The 13,433-nt window shown below is 62.9% G+C and carries 14 protein-coding genes and 1 pseudogene; 12 read left to right on the top strand and 3 right to left on the bottom strand.

What is annotated here, in order from left to right; genetic code table 11:
- Positions 1 to 130: 130 nt before the first annotated feature.
- Positions 131 to 1,762, top strand: coding sequence for a CTP synthase (locus NLM33_RS07670; protein WP_254095492.1), 1,632 nt, complete (start codon positions 131 to 133; stop codon positions 1,760 to 1,762).
- A gap of 77 nt (positions 1,763 to 1,839) precedes the next feature.
- Here the strand turns inward: NLM33_RS07670 and NLM33_RS07665 are convergent, their stop codons facing one another.
- A complete protein-coding gene (locus tag NLM33_RS07665) occupies positions 1,840 to 2,571 on the bottom strand; it encodes a helix-turn-helix transcriptional regulator (RefSeq protein WP_254095491.1) in 732 nt (243 codons plus the stop codon).
- 150 nt (positions 2,572 to 2,721) lie between these two features.
- Between NLM33_RS07665 and NLM33_RS07660 the strand changes: the two are divergent.
- The 6 genes and pseudogenes from NLM33_RS07660 to NLM33_RS07635 all read left to right on the top strand — a co-directional run.
- Positions 2,722 to 3,114: pseudogene (locus tag NLM33_RS07660) on the top strand (RidA family protein); the annotation flags it as partial.
- 39 nt (positions 3,115 to 3,153) lie between these two features.
- Positions 3,154 to 3,498 (top strand): nuclear transport factor 2 family protein, encoded by a 345-nt coding sequence (locus NLM33_RS07655; protein ID WP_254105682.1) that lies wholly within the window; start codon positions 3,154 to 3,156, stop codon positions 3,496 to 3,498.
- A gap of 279 nt (positions 3,499 to 3,777) precedes the next feature.
- Positions 3,778 to 4,104, top strand: coding sequence for an NIPSNAP family protein (locus NLM33_RS07650; protein WP_254095490.1), 327 nt, complete (start codon positions 3,778 to 3,780; stop codon positions 4,102 to 4,104).
- Between the two features lie 115 nt (positions 4,105 to 4,219).
- Complete coding sequence (gene kdsA / locus NLM33_RS07645) at positions 4,220 to 5,083, top strand: 3-deoxy-8-phosphooctulonate synthase (RefSeq protein ID WP_254095489.1); 864 nt, start codon at positions 4,220 to 4,222, stop codon at positions 5,081 to 5,083.
- Positions 5,083 to 6,291, top strand: a complete 1,209-nt coding sequence (locus NLM33_RS07640; RefSeq protein ID WP_254095488.1) for an MFS transporter — start codon at positions 5,083 to 5,085, stop codon at positions 6,289 to 6,291. Before kdsA ends, NLM33_RS07640 begins: the two co-directional genes overlap by 1 nt.
- Before the next feature lie 47 nt (positions 6,292 to 6,338).
- The gene (locus NLM33_RS07635) at positions 6,339 to 6,737 is read left to right on the top strand and encodes a TfoX/Sxy family protein (RefSeq protein ID WP_254095487.1); all 399 of its coding nucleotides are present in this window, start codon (positions 6,339 to 6,341) and stop codon (positions 6,735 to 6,737) included.
- On the opposite strand, the gene queF is transcribed toward NLM33_RS07635, so the two are convergent.
- Positions 6,734 to 7,195 (bottom strand): preQ(1) synthase, encoded by a 462-nt coding sequence (queF, locus tag NLM33_RS07630; RefSeq protein WP_254105681.1) that lies wholly within the window; start codon positions 7,193 to 7,195, stop codon positions 6,734 to 6,736. The two genes, NLM33_RS07635 and queF, sit on opposite strands and share 4 nt — an antisense overlap.
- Before the next feature lie 122 nt (positions 7,196 to 7,317).
- The gene (locus NLM33_RS07625) at positions 7,318 to 8,295 is read right to left on the bottom strand and encodes a lyase (protein WP_254095486.1); all 978 of its coding nucleotides are present in this window, start codon (positions 8,293 to 8,295) and stop codon (positions 7,318 to 7,320) included.
- A 175-nt stretch (positions 8,296 to 8,470) separates the two neighbouring features.
- On the opposite strand from NLM33_RS07625, the gene eno reads away from it, so the two are divergent.
- From eno to NLM33_RS07600, 5 genes are all read left to right on the top strand, one after another.
- Positions 8,471 to 9,754, top strand: coding sequence for a phosphopyruvate hydratase (gene eno / locus NLM33_RS07620; protein ID WP_254095485.1), 1,284 nt, complete (start codon positions 8,471 to 8,473; stop codon positions 9,752 to 9,754).
- A 36-nt stretch (positions 9,755 to 9,790) separates the two neighbouring features.
- Positions 9,791 to 10,930 (top strand): zinc-binding dehydrogenase, encoded by a 1,140-nt coding sequence (locus NLM33_RS07615; protein WP_254095484.1) that lies wholly within the window; start codon positions 9,791 to 9,793, stop codon positions 10,928 to 10,930.
- A gap of 110 nt (positions 10,931 to 11,040) precedes the next feature.
- Complete coding sequence (locus NLM33_RS07610) at positions 11,041 to 12,036, top strand: MBL fold metallo-hydrolase (protein ID WP_254095483.1); 996 nt, start codon at positions 11,041 to 11,043, stop codon at positions 12,034 to 12,036.
- A gap of 182 nt (positions 12,037 to 12,218) precedes the next feature.
- Entirely contained in the window at positions 12,219 to 12,770 is a 552-nt protein-coding gene (locus tag NLM33_RS07605) for an NADPH-dependent FMN reductase (RefSeq protein ID WP_254095482.1), read from the top strand.
- A gap of 193 nt (positions 12,771 to 12,963) precedes the next feature.
- Positions 12,964 to 13,281: a septum formation initiator family protein gene (locus NLM33_RS07600; RefSeq protein ID WP_027522649.1), complete on the top strand. Its 318-nt coding sequence runs from the start codon at positions 12,964 to 12,966 to the stop codon at positions 13,279 to 13,281.
- Positions 13,282 to 13,433: the final 152 nt, after the last annotated feature.

The following is a 13,433-nucleotide window of genomic DNA, read 5'->3' as shown; positions in this document are numbered from 1 at the left end:
GCATCAACAATCCCCATCAAGGTTCTGGCAACACACTCAGTTTTGGCTCACCCACAGGCCCGCAAATTGTTTGGGGCGGGACGCGAATCGCTTTGGCGAATCGAGTTCGGGGGATTAAAGGTTAAGTCCCATGGCGCGGTACATATTCATCACCGGCGGCGTGGTTTCTTCGCTCGGCAAGGGTCTGGCTTCAGCGGCACTTGGTGCTCTGTTGCAAGCCCGGGGCTACAAGGTCCGCCTCCGCAAGCTCGATCCCTATCTCAATCTCGATCCCGGGACGATGTCGCCGTATCAGCACGGCGAAGTGTTCGTGACCGATGACGGCGCGGAGACCGATCTCGATCTCGGTCACTATGAGCGCTTCACCGGGCGGCCGGCGACGAAGGCCGACAACATCACCACGGGCCGCATCTACCAGGACATCATCACCAAGGAACGCCGCGGCGATTATCTCGGTGCGACCATCCAGGTGGTCCCGCACGTCACGAACGCCATCAAGGAGTTCGTGCTGTCAGGCAATGACGATTACGACTTCGTGCTGGTCGAGATCGGCGGCACCGTCGGCGACATCGAGGGCCTGCCGTTCTTCGAGGCGATCCGCCAGCTCAAGAACGAGCTGCCGCGCGATCACGCCGTCTACATCCATCTCACGCTGTTGCCGTACATCCCGAGCGCGGGTGAGTTGAAGACCAAGCCGACACAGCATTCGGTGAAGGAGCTGCGCTCGATCGGCATCCAGCCGGATATTCTGCTGTGCCGCACCGATCGCGAGATTCCGAAGGAAGAGCGGCGCAAGCTCGGGCTGTTCTGCAACGTGCGGGAAAGCGCCGTGATCGAGGCGCGCGACGCCGACAGCATCTACGCCGTGCCCGAGGCCTATCACGTCGCCGGCCTCGACGACGAGGTGCTCGCCGCCTTCGGCATCGGCTCGCGGATTCCGCCGGCGCTGCAGAGCTGGCAGCAGATCAACGAGCGTATCCGCAACCCCGAAGGCAACGTCACCATCGCCATCGTCGGCAAGTACACCGGCATGAAGGATGCGTATAAGTCGCTGATCGAGGCGCTCTCGCATGGCGGCATCGCCAACAAGGTGAAGGTCAATCTCGACTGGATCGAGAGCGAGATCTTCGAGAAGGAAGATCCTGCGCCGTTCCTCGAGCACGTCAACGGCATCCTGGTGCCCGGCGGCTTCGGCCAGCGCGGCGCCGAGGGCAAGATCAAGGCGGCGCAATTCGCGCGCGAGCGCGACGTGCCGTATTTCGGCATCTGCTTCGGCATGCAGATGGCGGTGATCGAAGCTGCGCGAAATCTCGTCGGCATCGAGGAGGCCAATTCCACCGAGTTCGGTCCGACGAAGGAACCGCTCGTCGGTCTGATGACCGAATGGCTGCGCGGCAATGAGCTCGAGAAGCGCTCGCAGGCCGGCGACCTCGGCGGCACGATGCGGCTTGGTGCGTATCCCGCGGCGCTCACGCGTGGCAGCCGCGTCTCGCAGGTCTATGGCGGCGCGACCGAGATTTCCGAGCGCCATCGCCACCGCTACGAGGTCAACACCGCCTACAAGGACCGTCTCGAGCAGCACGGGTTGAAGTTCTCAGGCCTCTCGCCCGACGGCGTGCTGCCCGAGATCGTCGAATACGAGGATCACCCCTGGTTCATCGGCGTGCAGTTCCACCCCGAGCTGAAGTCGCGTCCCTTCGAACCGCATCCGCTGTTCGCGTCGTTCATTCAGGCCGCGATGGTCCAGTCGCGTCTCGTTTAGTAACGGTTATGCGGAACGATTGACCCGTTCTCGCCGGAATGCCAACGGCTAGTCTCGGGTTCAGCAGAACAGGGCGCTCACACACCAACCCTGACGTCCGGCGGGTCGATCTGAAGATCCAACTGGTTCAAGCCGAAGGTGTCGCGAAGGCCGGTCTGGCCAGCAGTCGTCAATTGCACAGCCCGTGTATCATTCACTCGAACCAGCCAATTCAGCTCCATGCAGCATCGCTGGATCTCGGCTCCGATATGACCGGCGATGTGATACCGGCGTTCGCTCCAGTCGAGGCATGGCTTGCAAAAGATGCGCTTGCTTTTGCGCTTATGGCTCAGGTCGACTCCAAATTCTGTCAATACCTTCGCGCCGGCATCGGTGACATCTCCACCATCTTCACCCAGAACGATGCAGCCGCTGGCGATCAGAGAGTCCGCAATCGCAACGCCCAATCGACCCGCCAAATGATCGTAGCAGGTCCGACCGAACCGCAGCGCGGCGTCACGCGCAGATCGAGGTTGATATCGCGGAGGAACCTCGAGAGCAGCCACCAGCTTGATACTCTCGAGCATGTTGGCAACCAGCGGTGAGCTAATGCGATAGTACCGATAGCTGCGCTTCTTGGTTACCGAGATAAGCCGGGCGTCGACCATCTTGGACAAGTGCTCGCTGGCCGTCGGTCGCGAAATTCGCGCGAGGAACGCCAGCTCACTTCCGGTCAAGGATTGTCCACCCATGAGGGCTGACAACATGGTCGCGCGCGCCGTATCGCCAACGAGCGCTGCAACCTCGACCATATTCGCCGCTGCAACCATAGCCCCCTCTACCATCGTCCGCATCGGATCAACAAGCGACGTGAGTTCGGTATGCACCAAACTCACGACTGGAGACAACGAGCGCGTCGGATGCGACAGCACAGGAAGTGTTGAGTCCACTTGATCGATAGTGTCTTGCAGGAGGCGGCCGTGAAGCGCGAACCCATCAGAGTTGAACCCATTTCAACGTATTTGGAGCGACGGCGGAAGGGACCGATCTGTCCCGTTATTGTCGCCGGTGAGACGGTTTATGTCTCAGGCCTCCCGCCATTTGATCCGGTCACCGGCGAGGTCAAGCGATTGCCGTTCGTGCAGCAAACCGAGATCGTGCTCGACCAACTGAAACTTTGTCTGGAGGTTGCGGGCTCGTCGTTGCCGGAGGTCGTGAAATGCAATGTCTACTGCACGCCCGATAGTTCAAATTTCGATGCGTTCAATGCTGTCTACCAACGCTATTTCCCCGTTTCGTCACCTGCGCGCATCTTTATAACGGTGCCTTCCTGGCCAGGTGAATTTGACGTGGAAGTCGATTGTGTTGCGATCAAGTCCGACCTGGAAGATCGACCGGCTTCCGCAAAAGATATGAACGCACTGAAGCACCTTAACGCGGGCTATATGCGCTCGGTCGCCATGAAGGATGTCGATTGGTTTCGCGAACATCTGAGCGACGATTTCCTCAACAGCAACCCCGACGGATCAGTGGTTGATCGTGCCGGATTCCTTGAACAAATCGCGAAGCCCGTAACCATATCGAATTTGGGATACGAGGACGAGCGGATTCGGATCATGGGTGATATGGCGATTATCCATGCACGGACGACGTATGTCAGGGCCGACGGGTCGGCCGGCTTTGGACGATACACCGACAGTTGGGCGCGTCGAGCTGGCGTCTGGGTTTGTGTCGCCGCTCACGTCACCCGGGGATGAGGGCAGACAGAATTTGGTGGCAACGTGGATTCGCGGTTGCCGTTTCTTTCCCGGCAATCCCGGCCATCAATTGATTACGGAACCTAGGACGTTGCGTTAATTCGCGGCATCGCAGCAATTGGACCGGTTTCGGAGTGAGATGGACATTCAAGGACGGCGCTTGCAGAGCCAAACCCTTGAGTAGTCATGCGCGCCGGGCCGCGCGGCGTGCGTGATCACGTCAAGACATCACTTGCAGCAGTCGCTATAACCGCCGCGCAAGAAATTTGGAGGAAATAGATGATCTACGAAATGCGCCAGTATCGTTGCGTGCCGGGCCGGCTGCCGGCACTGATCAAGCGCTTTGACACGATCACGCTGAAGCTCTGGGAGAAGCACGGCATCAAGCAGGCCGGGTTCTTCACCACGCTGATCGGCGAATCCAACCAGGAGCTGACCTATTTTCTGGCCTGGCAGTCCCTTGCCGAGCGCGAGACGAAATGGACCGCCTTCATGACCGATCCGGAATGGCTCGAGGCGCGCGCCAAGACGGAGGCGGATGGCCAGATCGTCGCCAACATCGTCAGCCAGATCCTGGCGCCGACCGCATTTTCCGCAGTGAAGTGACGGCCGGCATCGCCGGGCCGCCTTCGCAACCCTGATATTCGAGGGGGCGGGCCGAATAGGGTTGATCCCCCCCTCATCGCCGCTATGGTCGCGTCGAAACGAGGGGATTTTGGTCTTGAGCGCAGAGCATTTTGCAGCACCAGTCGTTGGTGTCGGCACGGTCAGGTTCGGCAATGATCTGCCGATCGCGATCATCGCCGGCCCGTGCCAGCTCGAGAGCCGGCAGCATGCGCTGGAGGTCGCCTCCGCGCTCAAGGAGATCGCCACCCGATTGAAGGTCGGCCTCGTCTACAAGACCTCCTTCGACAAGGCCAACCGCACCAGCGCATCCGCTGCGCGCGGGCTGGGCCTGGCGCAGTCCCTGCCGATATTCGCCGAGATCCGCTCGTCGCTGGGCTTGCCAGTGCTCACCGACGTGCACGACGCGGCGCAATGCGCCGAGGTCGCGCCGGCCGTCGACGTCCTGCAGATCCCGGCCTTCCTGTGCCGGCAGACTGATCTCCTGCTGGCTGCGGCTGCAACCGGGAAGGTCGTCAATGTCAAGAAGGGGCAGTTTCTGGCGCCCTGGGACATGGCGAATGTCGTGACCAAGATCACGAGCGCCAACAATTCCAACGTGCTCGTCACCGAGCGCGGCGCCTCCTTCGGCTACAATACGCTCGTATCAGACATGCGAGCGCTGCCGATCTTGGCACGCACCACCGGCGCGCCTGTGATCTTCGATGCCACGCATTCCGTGCAGCAGCCGGGTGGGAAAGGTGCTTCTTCCGGTGGCGAGCGCGAATTCGTGCCGGTACTGGCGCGTGCGGCTGTCGCGGTCGGCGTCGCCGGTGTCTTCATCGAGACGCATCCCGATCCCGACCATGCGCCGTCCGACGGACCGAACATGGTGCCTTTGCGCGAGTTCGAAGGCCTCATCCGGACACTGATGGCGTTCGACGCGGTGGCGAAAAATCCGTCGCAGGCCGGCGCGCGCTGATGCCGCAAGGGGAGGCGCGGCCGCACGATCACGGCTTGCCGCCGGCGCTCTACGTCATCTCAGGTGCGAGCTTTGCGGCGGCGCTCTCGGCCCGGGCGCTCGATCCGCTGCTGCCGCACATCGCCGAGGACTTTCAGGTCAGCATCGCGACCGCCGCGGGCTTTGCCGCGGTCTTCGCCTTCACTTTCGCGATCATCCAGCCGCTGATCGGCGCCGCCGCTGATCTCTTCGGCAAGACGAGGCTGATGATCGGCTGCCTCGCGGTGCTCGGCGTTGCCAGCATCCTCGGTGCGCTCTCGACCTCGTTCTCGCTGCTGTTTGCCACCCGTATCCTGGCCGGTATCGGCTCCGGCGGCGTGTTTCCGATTGCGCTCAGCCTGACCAGCGAACTCGTCGGGCCCGAGAAGCGGCAGATCGCGATCGGCCGCACGCTCGCGGGCGCCATGACCGGCAATCTCCTCGGCGCATCTGCCTCGGGCCTGATCGGCGACTTCCTCGGCTGGCGCGGCGTGCTGGCCGTGCTCGGCGTGCTGGTCATCGTGGCCTCGATTGCAGTCGCGGCCGGCTTCCGTGGCGCCAAGATCAAGCATCCGCCGAAGACGAGCCTTTCGGCGCTGAAGACCGGCTATCGCACCATCTTCACCAATCCGAACGCGCCGGTGTGCTACTCGGCCGTGTTCATCGAAGGCTGCTGCGTGCTCGGCCTGTTTCCCTACGTCGCCTCGTTCCTGTTCGACCTCGGTGAGACATCGCTGTCCGTTGCCGGTATCGTCATCGCGGGCTTTGCGGTCGGCGGGCTGTTTTACACCATGACGGTGTCGCGCCTTTTGCCGCGGCTCGGCGTCAGGGGCATGATGATCGCGGGCACCATCCTGGTGGCTTCGCAGCTCGTCGCGGTCGCCTTCGGTCCGCGCTGGGAAATCCAGACACTCAACCTCGTCGTGATGGGCTGGGGCTTCTACATGGCCCATGGCTGCCTTCAGGTGTTTGCCAGCGAGTTGTCGGTCGAGGCACGCGCCACCGCGCTGTCGCTGCACTCGTTCTTCTTCTTCATGGGACAGACCGTCGGCCCGCTCGCCTATGGTTTTGGGCTCGCGCATGGCGGCAAGGGGCCGACCCTGTTTGCGAGCGCCGGGATCATGGTGGTCCTGGGGCTGGTCTGCGCCCGCCTGCTCAGGCAGCGCGCACCGGCGGACGCACGCGCTTGATCGGGCATATCGCGGCGTTAACATAGCACTCCCCTGAGGGAGCGAACGTGGTTGCCAGCGACAGCTTCATCGAGTTTCTGCGCGAGCAGCTCGCGCCACTCGGGCGCATCACGGTGCGGCGCATGTTCGGCAAGACGGGCGTGTTCTGCGACGGCGTCATGCTCGGTATGGTGAGGGACGACACGCTTTACTTGCGTGTCGATGACGGCAACCGCGCCGCCGTGAAGGAAGCGGAGGCGTTTCCGCCGCTGAACTATGAGAAGAAGGGCGGCACCATCGATCTCGCGTTCTGGCGGGCGCCGGAACGGCTCTTTGACGACCCCGATGAACTGGTGGCTTGGGCGCGGTCTGCGCTGGATGCGGCGCGCCGGGTTGCCTTGAAGCGAGAACGAACGACGCCAAAGCTGACATCGAAGCCGCGGAAAACACGACCGGTCCGTCGCTAGCCCCGCCCGCGATACGGCGCGACGCCTTGCTCCGGCACCCACAGGCCCTTCGGCACGCGGCCGGTCTGCCAGAACACGTCGATCGGGATGCCGCCGCGCGGATACCAGTAGCCGCCGATCCGGATCCATTTCGGCTTGATCTCGGAGGCGATGCGCTTGCCGATCATCACGGTACAGTCCTCGTGGAAGGCGCCATGATTGCGGAAGCTCGTGACATAGAGCTTCAGCGACTTCGACTCCAGCAGCCACTGGCCCGGTGCATAGTCGATGACGAGGTGTGCAAAATCCGGCTGGCCCGTGACCGGGCAGATCGAGGTGAATTCCGGCACGGTGAAGCGCACCAGGTAGTCGGTGTCCTTTTGCGGATTGGGCACGCGGTCGAGCTGGGCTTCTTCCGGCGTATGCGGCCATTCGACCAGGCGGCCGAGCTGGAGGGTTTTTTTCGCCATCGTTTGCATCCTTTGGAGCATGATCCGGAAAAGTGGGCACCGGTTTTCCGGATCATGCTCAATCAAAAAAGCTAGAGCGCGATAGGATCGCGCTCTTTGGGATGCCGGGATGGACGCAATTGCCGCCGCCGTCAACCGGTTGCGAGCGTCTGGATCAGCACCACGCGGTCGTTCCCGGACTCGCAGCCCCAAAGTTCGCCCGGCCTTCCATCGAGCTGACGGACATTGGCATTCGGCTTGTCGCTGGCGAAGACGTTGAATTTCTCGGTCACGGGATCGAAGCGGACGATGGCGTTGGCGGAAAAATCGGTCAGCCAGACCTTGTCCTTGTCGTCGACGAAAACCGCATAGGCGCTGGGGTTCTCGCCCGGCAGTTTCCAGGTCTTCCACGCGCCGTCGGCGGGATCGTGCACCGACACGTGCCCGCTGTTCCACTCGCTGACCCAGATCCGGCTCTTTGAATCCGACCAGACGCGCCGCGAGCCCGCACTCGGCGTCGGCGGCTGCACGACGGTCGCGTTGCCTGTCGCAAGATCGATCCTGGCGATGTAGCTGCCGGCGAGCGAGGCGTACCAGATGTCGCCTTTCGGCGTCACGGTGATGCCATAAGGCCCGATGCCCTTCGGCGCCTTGAACACCGTCATCTCGCCGGACTTTGGCACGAGCCGGCCGTAATAACCGGACTGCCCGGTGAACCAGTAGATGCCCGCCTTGTCGAACACGCCGGTGTTGAGATTGGCCTGGGCGAATTTCTCGGGGAGGCGGAACAGCGTGACCTTGAGATCGCCGGGATCCACTCGCGCGATCGCGTTCTGGCCGCCCTCGGTGATCCAGGGCGCGCCATCAGGGCCGATCGTCACGCCGTGGGGGGCAGCGCCTTGGCCGAGGCTGACCGTCTTGAATGAGCCATCCCTCGGATCGAGCTTGCCCAGCATGCCCTTGCCCTGCGCGGTGAACCAGACCGTGCCGTCGGGGGCGGGCGTGAGGTCGTGCAGGCCGATCCCGGGGCTGATCGGAAAGTATTTCGTCCGGAACGGGCGCTCCTGCGCAAAAGCTGGGCGGGTTGCGAGGAGGGTGGCGCCGGAGGCGAGAAACTGGCGGCGATTCATGGCGTTACCTCGGCTGTTTCAGATGGAGGTTGGACGCGCGGGCCAAGTGGGATCAAGCTTAGTCTGAGGCACCTCATAGGTCAGTCGAAGGCGGTGGTCCAAGCGTTCACATTTGCTTGCGCTCCGTGTAAGACGCCCCCACGAACTGACAGCTCTAACGAACGGAAGCGCAATCATGACCGCTATTGTCGACATCATCGGCCGCGAAATTCTCGATAGCCGCGGCAATCCCACCGTCGAGGTCGACGTCGTGCTGGAGGACGGCTCGCTTGGCCGCGCCGCGGTGCCCTCGGGCGCCTCGACCGGCGCCCATGAGGCGGTGGAACTGCGCGACGGCGACAAGGCCCGCTATCTCGGCAAGGGCGTCTCCAAGGCGGTTGGCGCCGTCAACGGGGAGATCTACGAGGCGCTCAGCGGCCTGGACGTCGAGCACCAGGTCCAGATCGACCAGGTCATGATCGATCTCGACGGCACGCCGAACAAGAGCCGTCTCGGCGCCAATGCCATCCTCGGTGTCTCGCTGGCCTGCGCCAAGGCGGCCGCGCAATCGCTCGACATGCCGCTCTATCGTTACGTCGGCGGCACTTCGGCCCGGGTCCTGCCGGTGCCGATGATGAACATCATCAATGGCGGCGTGCACGCCGACAACCCGATCGACTTCCAGGAGTTCATGATCCTGCCGGTCGGCGCCACGAGCTTCGCCGAAGGTCTGCGTTACGGCGCGGAAGTCTTCCACACCCTGAAGTCGGAATTGAAGAAGGCCGGCCACAACACCAATGTCGGCGACGAAGGCGGCTTCGCGCCGAACCTGCCGTCGGCGGACGCCGCGCTCGAATTCGTCATGAACGCGATCGGCAAGGCCGGCTTCAAGGCGGGCTCCGACGTCGTGCTCGGGCTCGACTGCGCCTCGACCGAGTTCTTCAAGGGCGGCAAATACGTCTATGAAGGCGAGGGCAAGACCCGCTCGATCTCTGAGCAGGCCAAGTATCTCGCCGATCTCGTCGCGCGCTATCCGATCGTCACCATCGAGGACGGCATGTCGGAAGACGACATGGATGGCTGGAAGGAGCTCACCGATCTCATCGGCAAGAAGTGCCAGCTCGTCGGCGACGATCTCTTCGTCACCAACGTCAAGCGCCTGTCCGAGGGCATCAAGGCGGGCCGGGCCAACTCGATCCTGATCAAGGTCAACCAGATCGGCACGCTGACCGAGACGCTCGCCGCCGTCGAGATGGCGCACAAGGCCGGCTACACCTCGGTGATGTCGCACCGCTCCGGCGAGACCGAGGATTCCACCATCGCCGACCTCGCGGTCGCCACCAATTGCGGCCAGATCAAAACCGGCTCGCTTGCGCGTTCGGATCGTACCGCGAAATACAACCAGCTCCTGCGCATCGAGCAGCAGCTCGGCAAGCAGGCCGTCTATCCCGGCAAGGCGGCGCTGAAGGCGCTGGCGTAAGCTTAGTCAACAAGTAGGGCAAAAAGGGAGGTCGACATGAGCGACGGAAAGAGCGGGCTGCAACTGCGTTCGCAGATCAAGAAGAGCGGCGAGCTCGAAATCTCGCTCGTCGACGTGCCGACCCCCGAGCCCGCCGAGGACGAGGTCGTCGTCCGCGTCGAGGCGACGCCGATCAACCCGTCGGATCTCGCCCTCCTTGTCGGCGCCGCCGACATGAGCACGGCGAAGGCGTCGGGGACGAAGGATGCTCCGGTCATCGTTGCCAAGGTGCCGGATGCCGCGATGGGCGCGATGGGAAGCCGGCTCGACCAGTCCCTGCCGGTCGGCAATGAGGGCGCCGGCGTCGTCATCAGGACCGGCTCGTCGGACGCCGCCAAGGCGCTGATGGGCAAGACGGTCTCGATGATCGGCGGCGCGATGTACGCGCAGTACCGGACCCTGAAGGCGAGGGACTGCCAGCCGTTGCCCGAAGGCACGACTGCTGCGGAAGGCGCGTCCTGGTTCGTCAATCCGCTCACCGCGCTCGCCATGACCGAGACCATGCGACGCGAGGGCCACAAGGCGCTGGTGCACACAGCGGCCGCCTCCAACCTCGGGCAGATGCTGAACAAGATCTGCATCAAGGACGGCATTCCGCTCGTCAACATCGTGCGCAGCCAGGAGCAGGCCGACATCCTGCGCAAGATCGGCGCCAAGCATGTCGTCGATTCCACTGCGCCGAGCTTCCTCGACGATCTCACCAATGCGCTGGTCGAGACCGGCGCCACCATCGCCTTCGATGCCATCAGCGGCGGCAGGCTTGCCGGCAACATCCTCAGGTGCATGGAAGTCGCAATCAACAAGACCGCCAAGGAATACAGCCGCTACGGCTCGAGCGTGCACAAGCAGGTCTATGTCTACGGCATGCTGGACACGCGGCCGATCGAGCTGCCGCCCGGCTTCGGCATGGCCTGGGGCGTCGGCGGCTGGCTGTTGACCCCGTTCCTGATGAAGATCGGACCGGCCGAGATTGGGCGGCTGCGCCAACGCGTCGCGAGCGAATTGAAGACGACGTTCGCCAGCCACTACACCAAGGTCGTGTCGCTTCAGGAGGCACTCGATCCGTCCAACATCGCGGTCTACGCCAAACGGGCGACCGGCGAAAAATTCCTCATCAACCCAAATAAATTTGCGTGACGCCGGCGCGGGCGTAACCAAAGAAGGTCTTGCCTTCTGAGCGAAGCGGGAGAACATTCCCGCCGCAATTGAAAGCGGAAAAACCGCAACGCTCAGAAGGGGACATTCCCATGACTGAACTCAACCGCCGTCACCTACTTGCCGGCGCCGCCGCTCTCGGGGCGGCTGGCTTTTCGCGCCTGGGCACGACACCTGCCAATGCCGCAGTGCCGCAAAGCGGCGCACAAGCGCCGGGTTTCTATCGCTACAAGGTTGGCAGCTTCGAATGCACCTCGATCAATGACGGGGCGCGCACCTTCCCGATGCCCGACAAGTTCGTCACCAACGTGCCGAAGGAGGAGGCGCTCGCCGCGGGCGATGCGGCCTACATGCCGAAGGGCATGGTGACGGTGCCCTTCAACCCGCAGCTCATCAACACCGGCTCCAAGCTCGTGCTGATCGACACCGGCAACGGCGTCGCCAATCTCGAGCCGAGCAAGGGCGCGGTCGGCCGCACGCTGCAAAACCTCGCGGCGGCCGGCGTCGATCCCAAGAGCATCGACATCGTCTTGCTCTCGCATCTGCACCCCGACCACACCAACGGCATTCGCGCGGCCGACGGCTCGATCGCGTTTCCGAACGCCGAGATCATGGTGCCGGCGAAGGATTGGGAGTTCTGGGCGAGCGACGACAACGCCGCCAAGGCTTCCAGCGACATGATGAAAAACTACTTCGCCAACGTGAACAAGACCTTTGCCGGCATCGAGTCCAAGGTGACGAAGTACGAGTGGGGCAAGGAGGTCGCGCCGGGCATCACCTCGATCGCGACGCCGGGCCACACCCCGGGCCACACGTCGTTCGCGGTTGCATCGGGCAACGCCAAGGTCCTGATCCAGTCCGACGTCACCAACATCCCGGAATTCTTCCTGCGCAACCCGGATTGGCATGTCGTGTTCGACACCGATGCCGCGATGGCGCAGGAGACCCGCCACAAGTTCTACGACATGGCGGCGGCGGAGAAGGCGACGGTGGTCGGCTTCCACTTCACGTTCCCCTCGGTCGGCCATGTCGAGAAGGACGGCGCCAAATATCGCCTGATCCCGTCGGCCTGGAACCCGACGATCTGATCGGATCAGTTCTTCGCATCTGTTAATCGGGCCGCCGCTTGGCGGCCCGATTATTTTCGGCGACTGATCGCTTTCGCGAAACGCAGCGTTTCCAAATCGAAACGGTTCATGCACTTGCATCATCTCGCGGAGGTGGATTAAGTGCCGGAGCCCGTTTCCCGCTTAGAGGTTCAAGGACACCCATGGCCTACAACATCGTCACGATCGCCGGCAGCCTGCGCAAGGAGAGCTTTTCGCTCAAGATCGCCAATGCGCTCGCAAAGCTCGCGCCGGCATCTCTCACGCTCGAGGTCATCACGCCGGCGGGGATCTCGTTCTTCAACCAGGATCTCGAGGGCGCGCCGCCCGCCGACTGGCTGGCCTTCCGTGAGAAGCTCCAGAAGTCGAACGGCGTCCTGTTCGTGACTCCGGAATACAACCGTGCGATCCCGGGCGTGCTGAAGAACGCCATCGACGTCGCCTCGCGCCCCTATGGCAAGAGCTCGTTCAACGGCAAGCCGGTCGGCATCATCTCCAACTCGCCGGGTCCGCAGGGTGGCGTCAGCGCCGCAAAAACCTTGCAGAACATTCTCCCGGGCATTGCAGGGGCAATCATGCAGCAGCCCGAGACCTATCTGAACGCGGTCGGCGATGCCTTCGACCCCGCGGGCAACCTGGTCAAGGACTCGCTGAAGACCGTGCTCCAGCAGTACATCGACGCCTTCGCCGCGCACGTCGCCAAGCACCAGGGCTGAGCAAGACGCCTTGCGTGTCATTCCGGGGCGATGCGACGGGACCGCGCAGAGCGCGGCCCGGAGCATCGAACCAAGGTGCGCAATTGCGCACCTGAGAATCTCGAGATTCCGGGTTCGGCTCTTCGAGCCGCCCCGGAATGACGGCATGTGGTGAATTAGCACTCCCTTAACCAACCTGTCCCATCTTCCCAAGATGGTCACACGCGCGCGACTGAAATCAATTCTGACCGGCCTTGCCCTCTACACCATGGCGGCCGCGATCGTCGGCTATTTCGGCATCAACGCCTATACCGGCAAATACGGCCTCAATGCCCGTCAGGAGCTCGACCAGGAGATCATTGCGTTGACCAGCGAGCTCGCGCGGCTGAAGCGCGAGCGCGCCGAGGGCGAGCAGCGCGTGTCGCTGTTGCGCTCGGAAAAAATCGACCCCGACATGCTGGACGAGCGTGCGCGCTTCCAGCTCCAGTTCGTCAATCCGCACGATCTCGTGCGGATGAACAATTCGAATTAGTTCTCCTGCATCACAACGCTCTCTACTCCTCGCCTGAGGAGCCCGCGCGACGCGGGCGTCTCGAAGGATGGCCGCGGATAGCTTGGGGCGTTCATGGTTCGCCCGGCGATGCGCAGCATCGTCCGAAGACGCGCTTCGCGCTCCTCACCATG

Source organism: Bradyrhizobium sp. CCGUVB1N3 (assembly GCF_024199925.1).
Taxonomy (GTDB): Bacteria; Pseudomonadota; Alphaproteobacteria; order Rhizobiales; family Xanthobacteraceae; genus Bradyrhizobium.
The sequence above is the reverse complement of the archived record's forward strand: the minus strand, read 5'-3'. Positions and strand labels throughout refer to the sequence as shown.

Bases quoted from the DNA above. Each gene is read 5' to 3' on its own strand.
- NLM33_RS07670 (WP_254095492.1), top strand. From the start codon at position 131: ATGGCGCGGTACATATTCATCACCGGCGGCGTGGTTTCTTCGCTCGGC.
- NLM33_RS07650 (WP_254095490.1), top strand. From the start codon at position 3,778: ATGATCTACGAAATGCGCCAGTATCGTTGCGTGCCGGGCCGGCTGCCG.
- NLM33_RS07615 (WP_254095484.1), top strand. From the start codon at position 9,791: ATGAGCGACGGAAAGAGCGGGCTGCAACTGCGTTCGCAGATCAAGAAG.
- eno (WP_254095485.1), top strand. From the start codon at position 8,471: ATGACCGCTATTGTCGACATCATCGGCCGCGAAATTCTCGATAGCCGC.
- NLM33_RS07640 (WP_254095488.1), top strand. From the start codon at position 5,083: ATGCCGCAAGGGGAGGCGCGGCCGCACGATCACGGCTTGCCGCCGGCG.
- NLM33_RS07610 (WP_254095483.1), top strand. From the start codon at position 11,041: ATGACTGAACTCAACCGCCGTCACCTACTTGCCGGCGCCGCCGCTCTC.
- queF (WP_254105681.1), bottom strand. From the start codon at position 7,195: ATGCAAACGATGGCGAAAAAAACCCTCCAGCTCGGCCGCCTGGTCGAA.
- NLM33_RS07600 (WP_027522649.1), top strand. From the start codon at position 12,964: ATGGTCACACGCGCGCGACTGAAATCAATTCTGACCGGCCTTGCCCTC.
- NLM33_RS07665 (WP_254095491.1), bottom strand. From the start codon at position 2,571: ATGGTTGCAGCGGCGAATATGGTCGAGGTTGCAGCGCTCGTTGGCGAT.
- NLM33_RS07605 (WP_254095482.1), top strand. From the start codon at position 12,219: ATGGCCTACAACATCGTCACGATCGCCGGCAGCCTGCGCAAGGAGAGC.
- NLM33_RS07655 (WP_254105682.1), top strand. From the start codon at position 3,154: ATGAACGCACTGAAGCACCTTAACGCGGGCTATATGCGCTCGGTCGCC.
- NLM33_RS07625 (WP_254095486.1), bottom strand. From the start codon at position 8,295: ATGAATCGCCGCCAGTTTCTCGCCTCCGGCGCCACCCTCCTCGCAACC.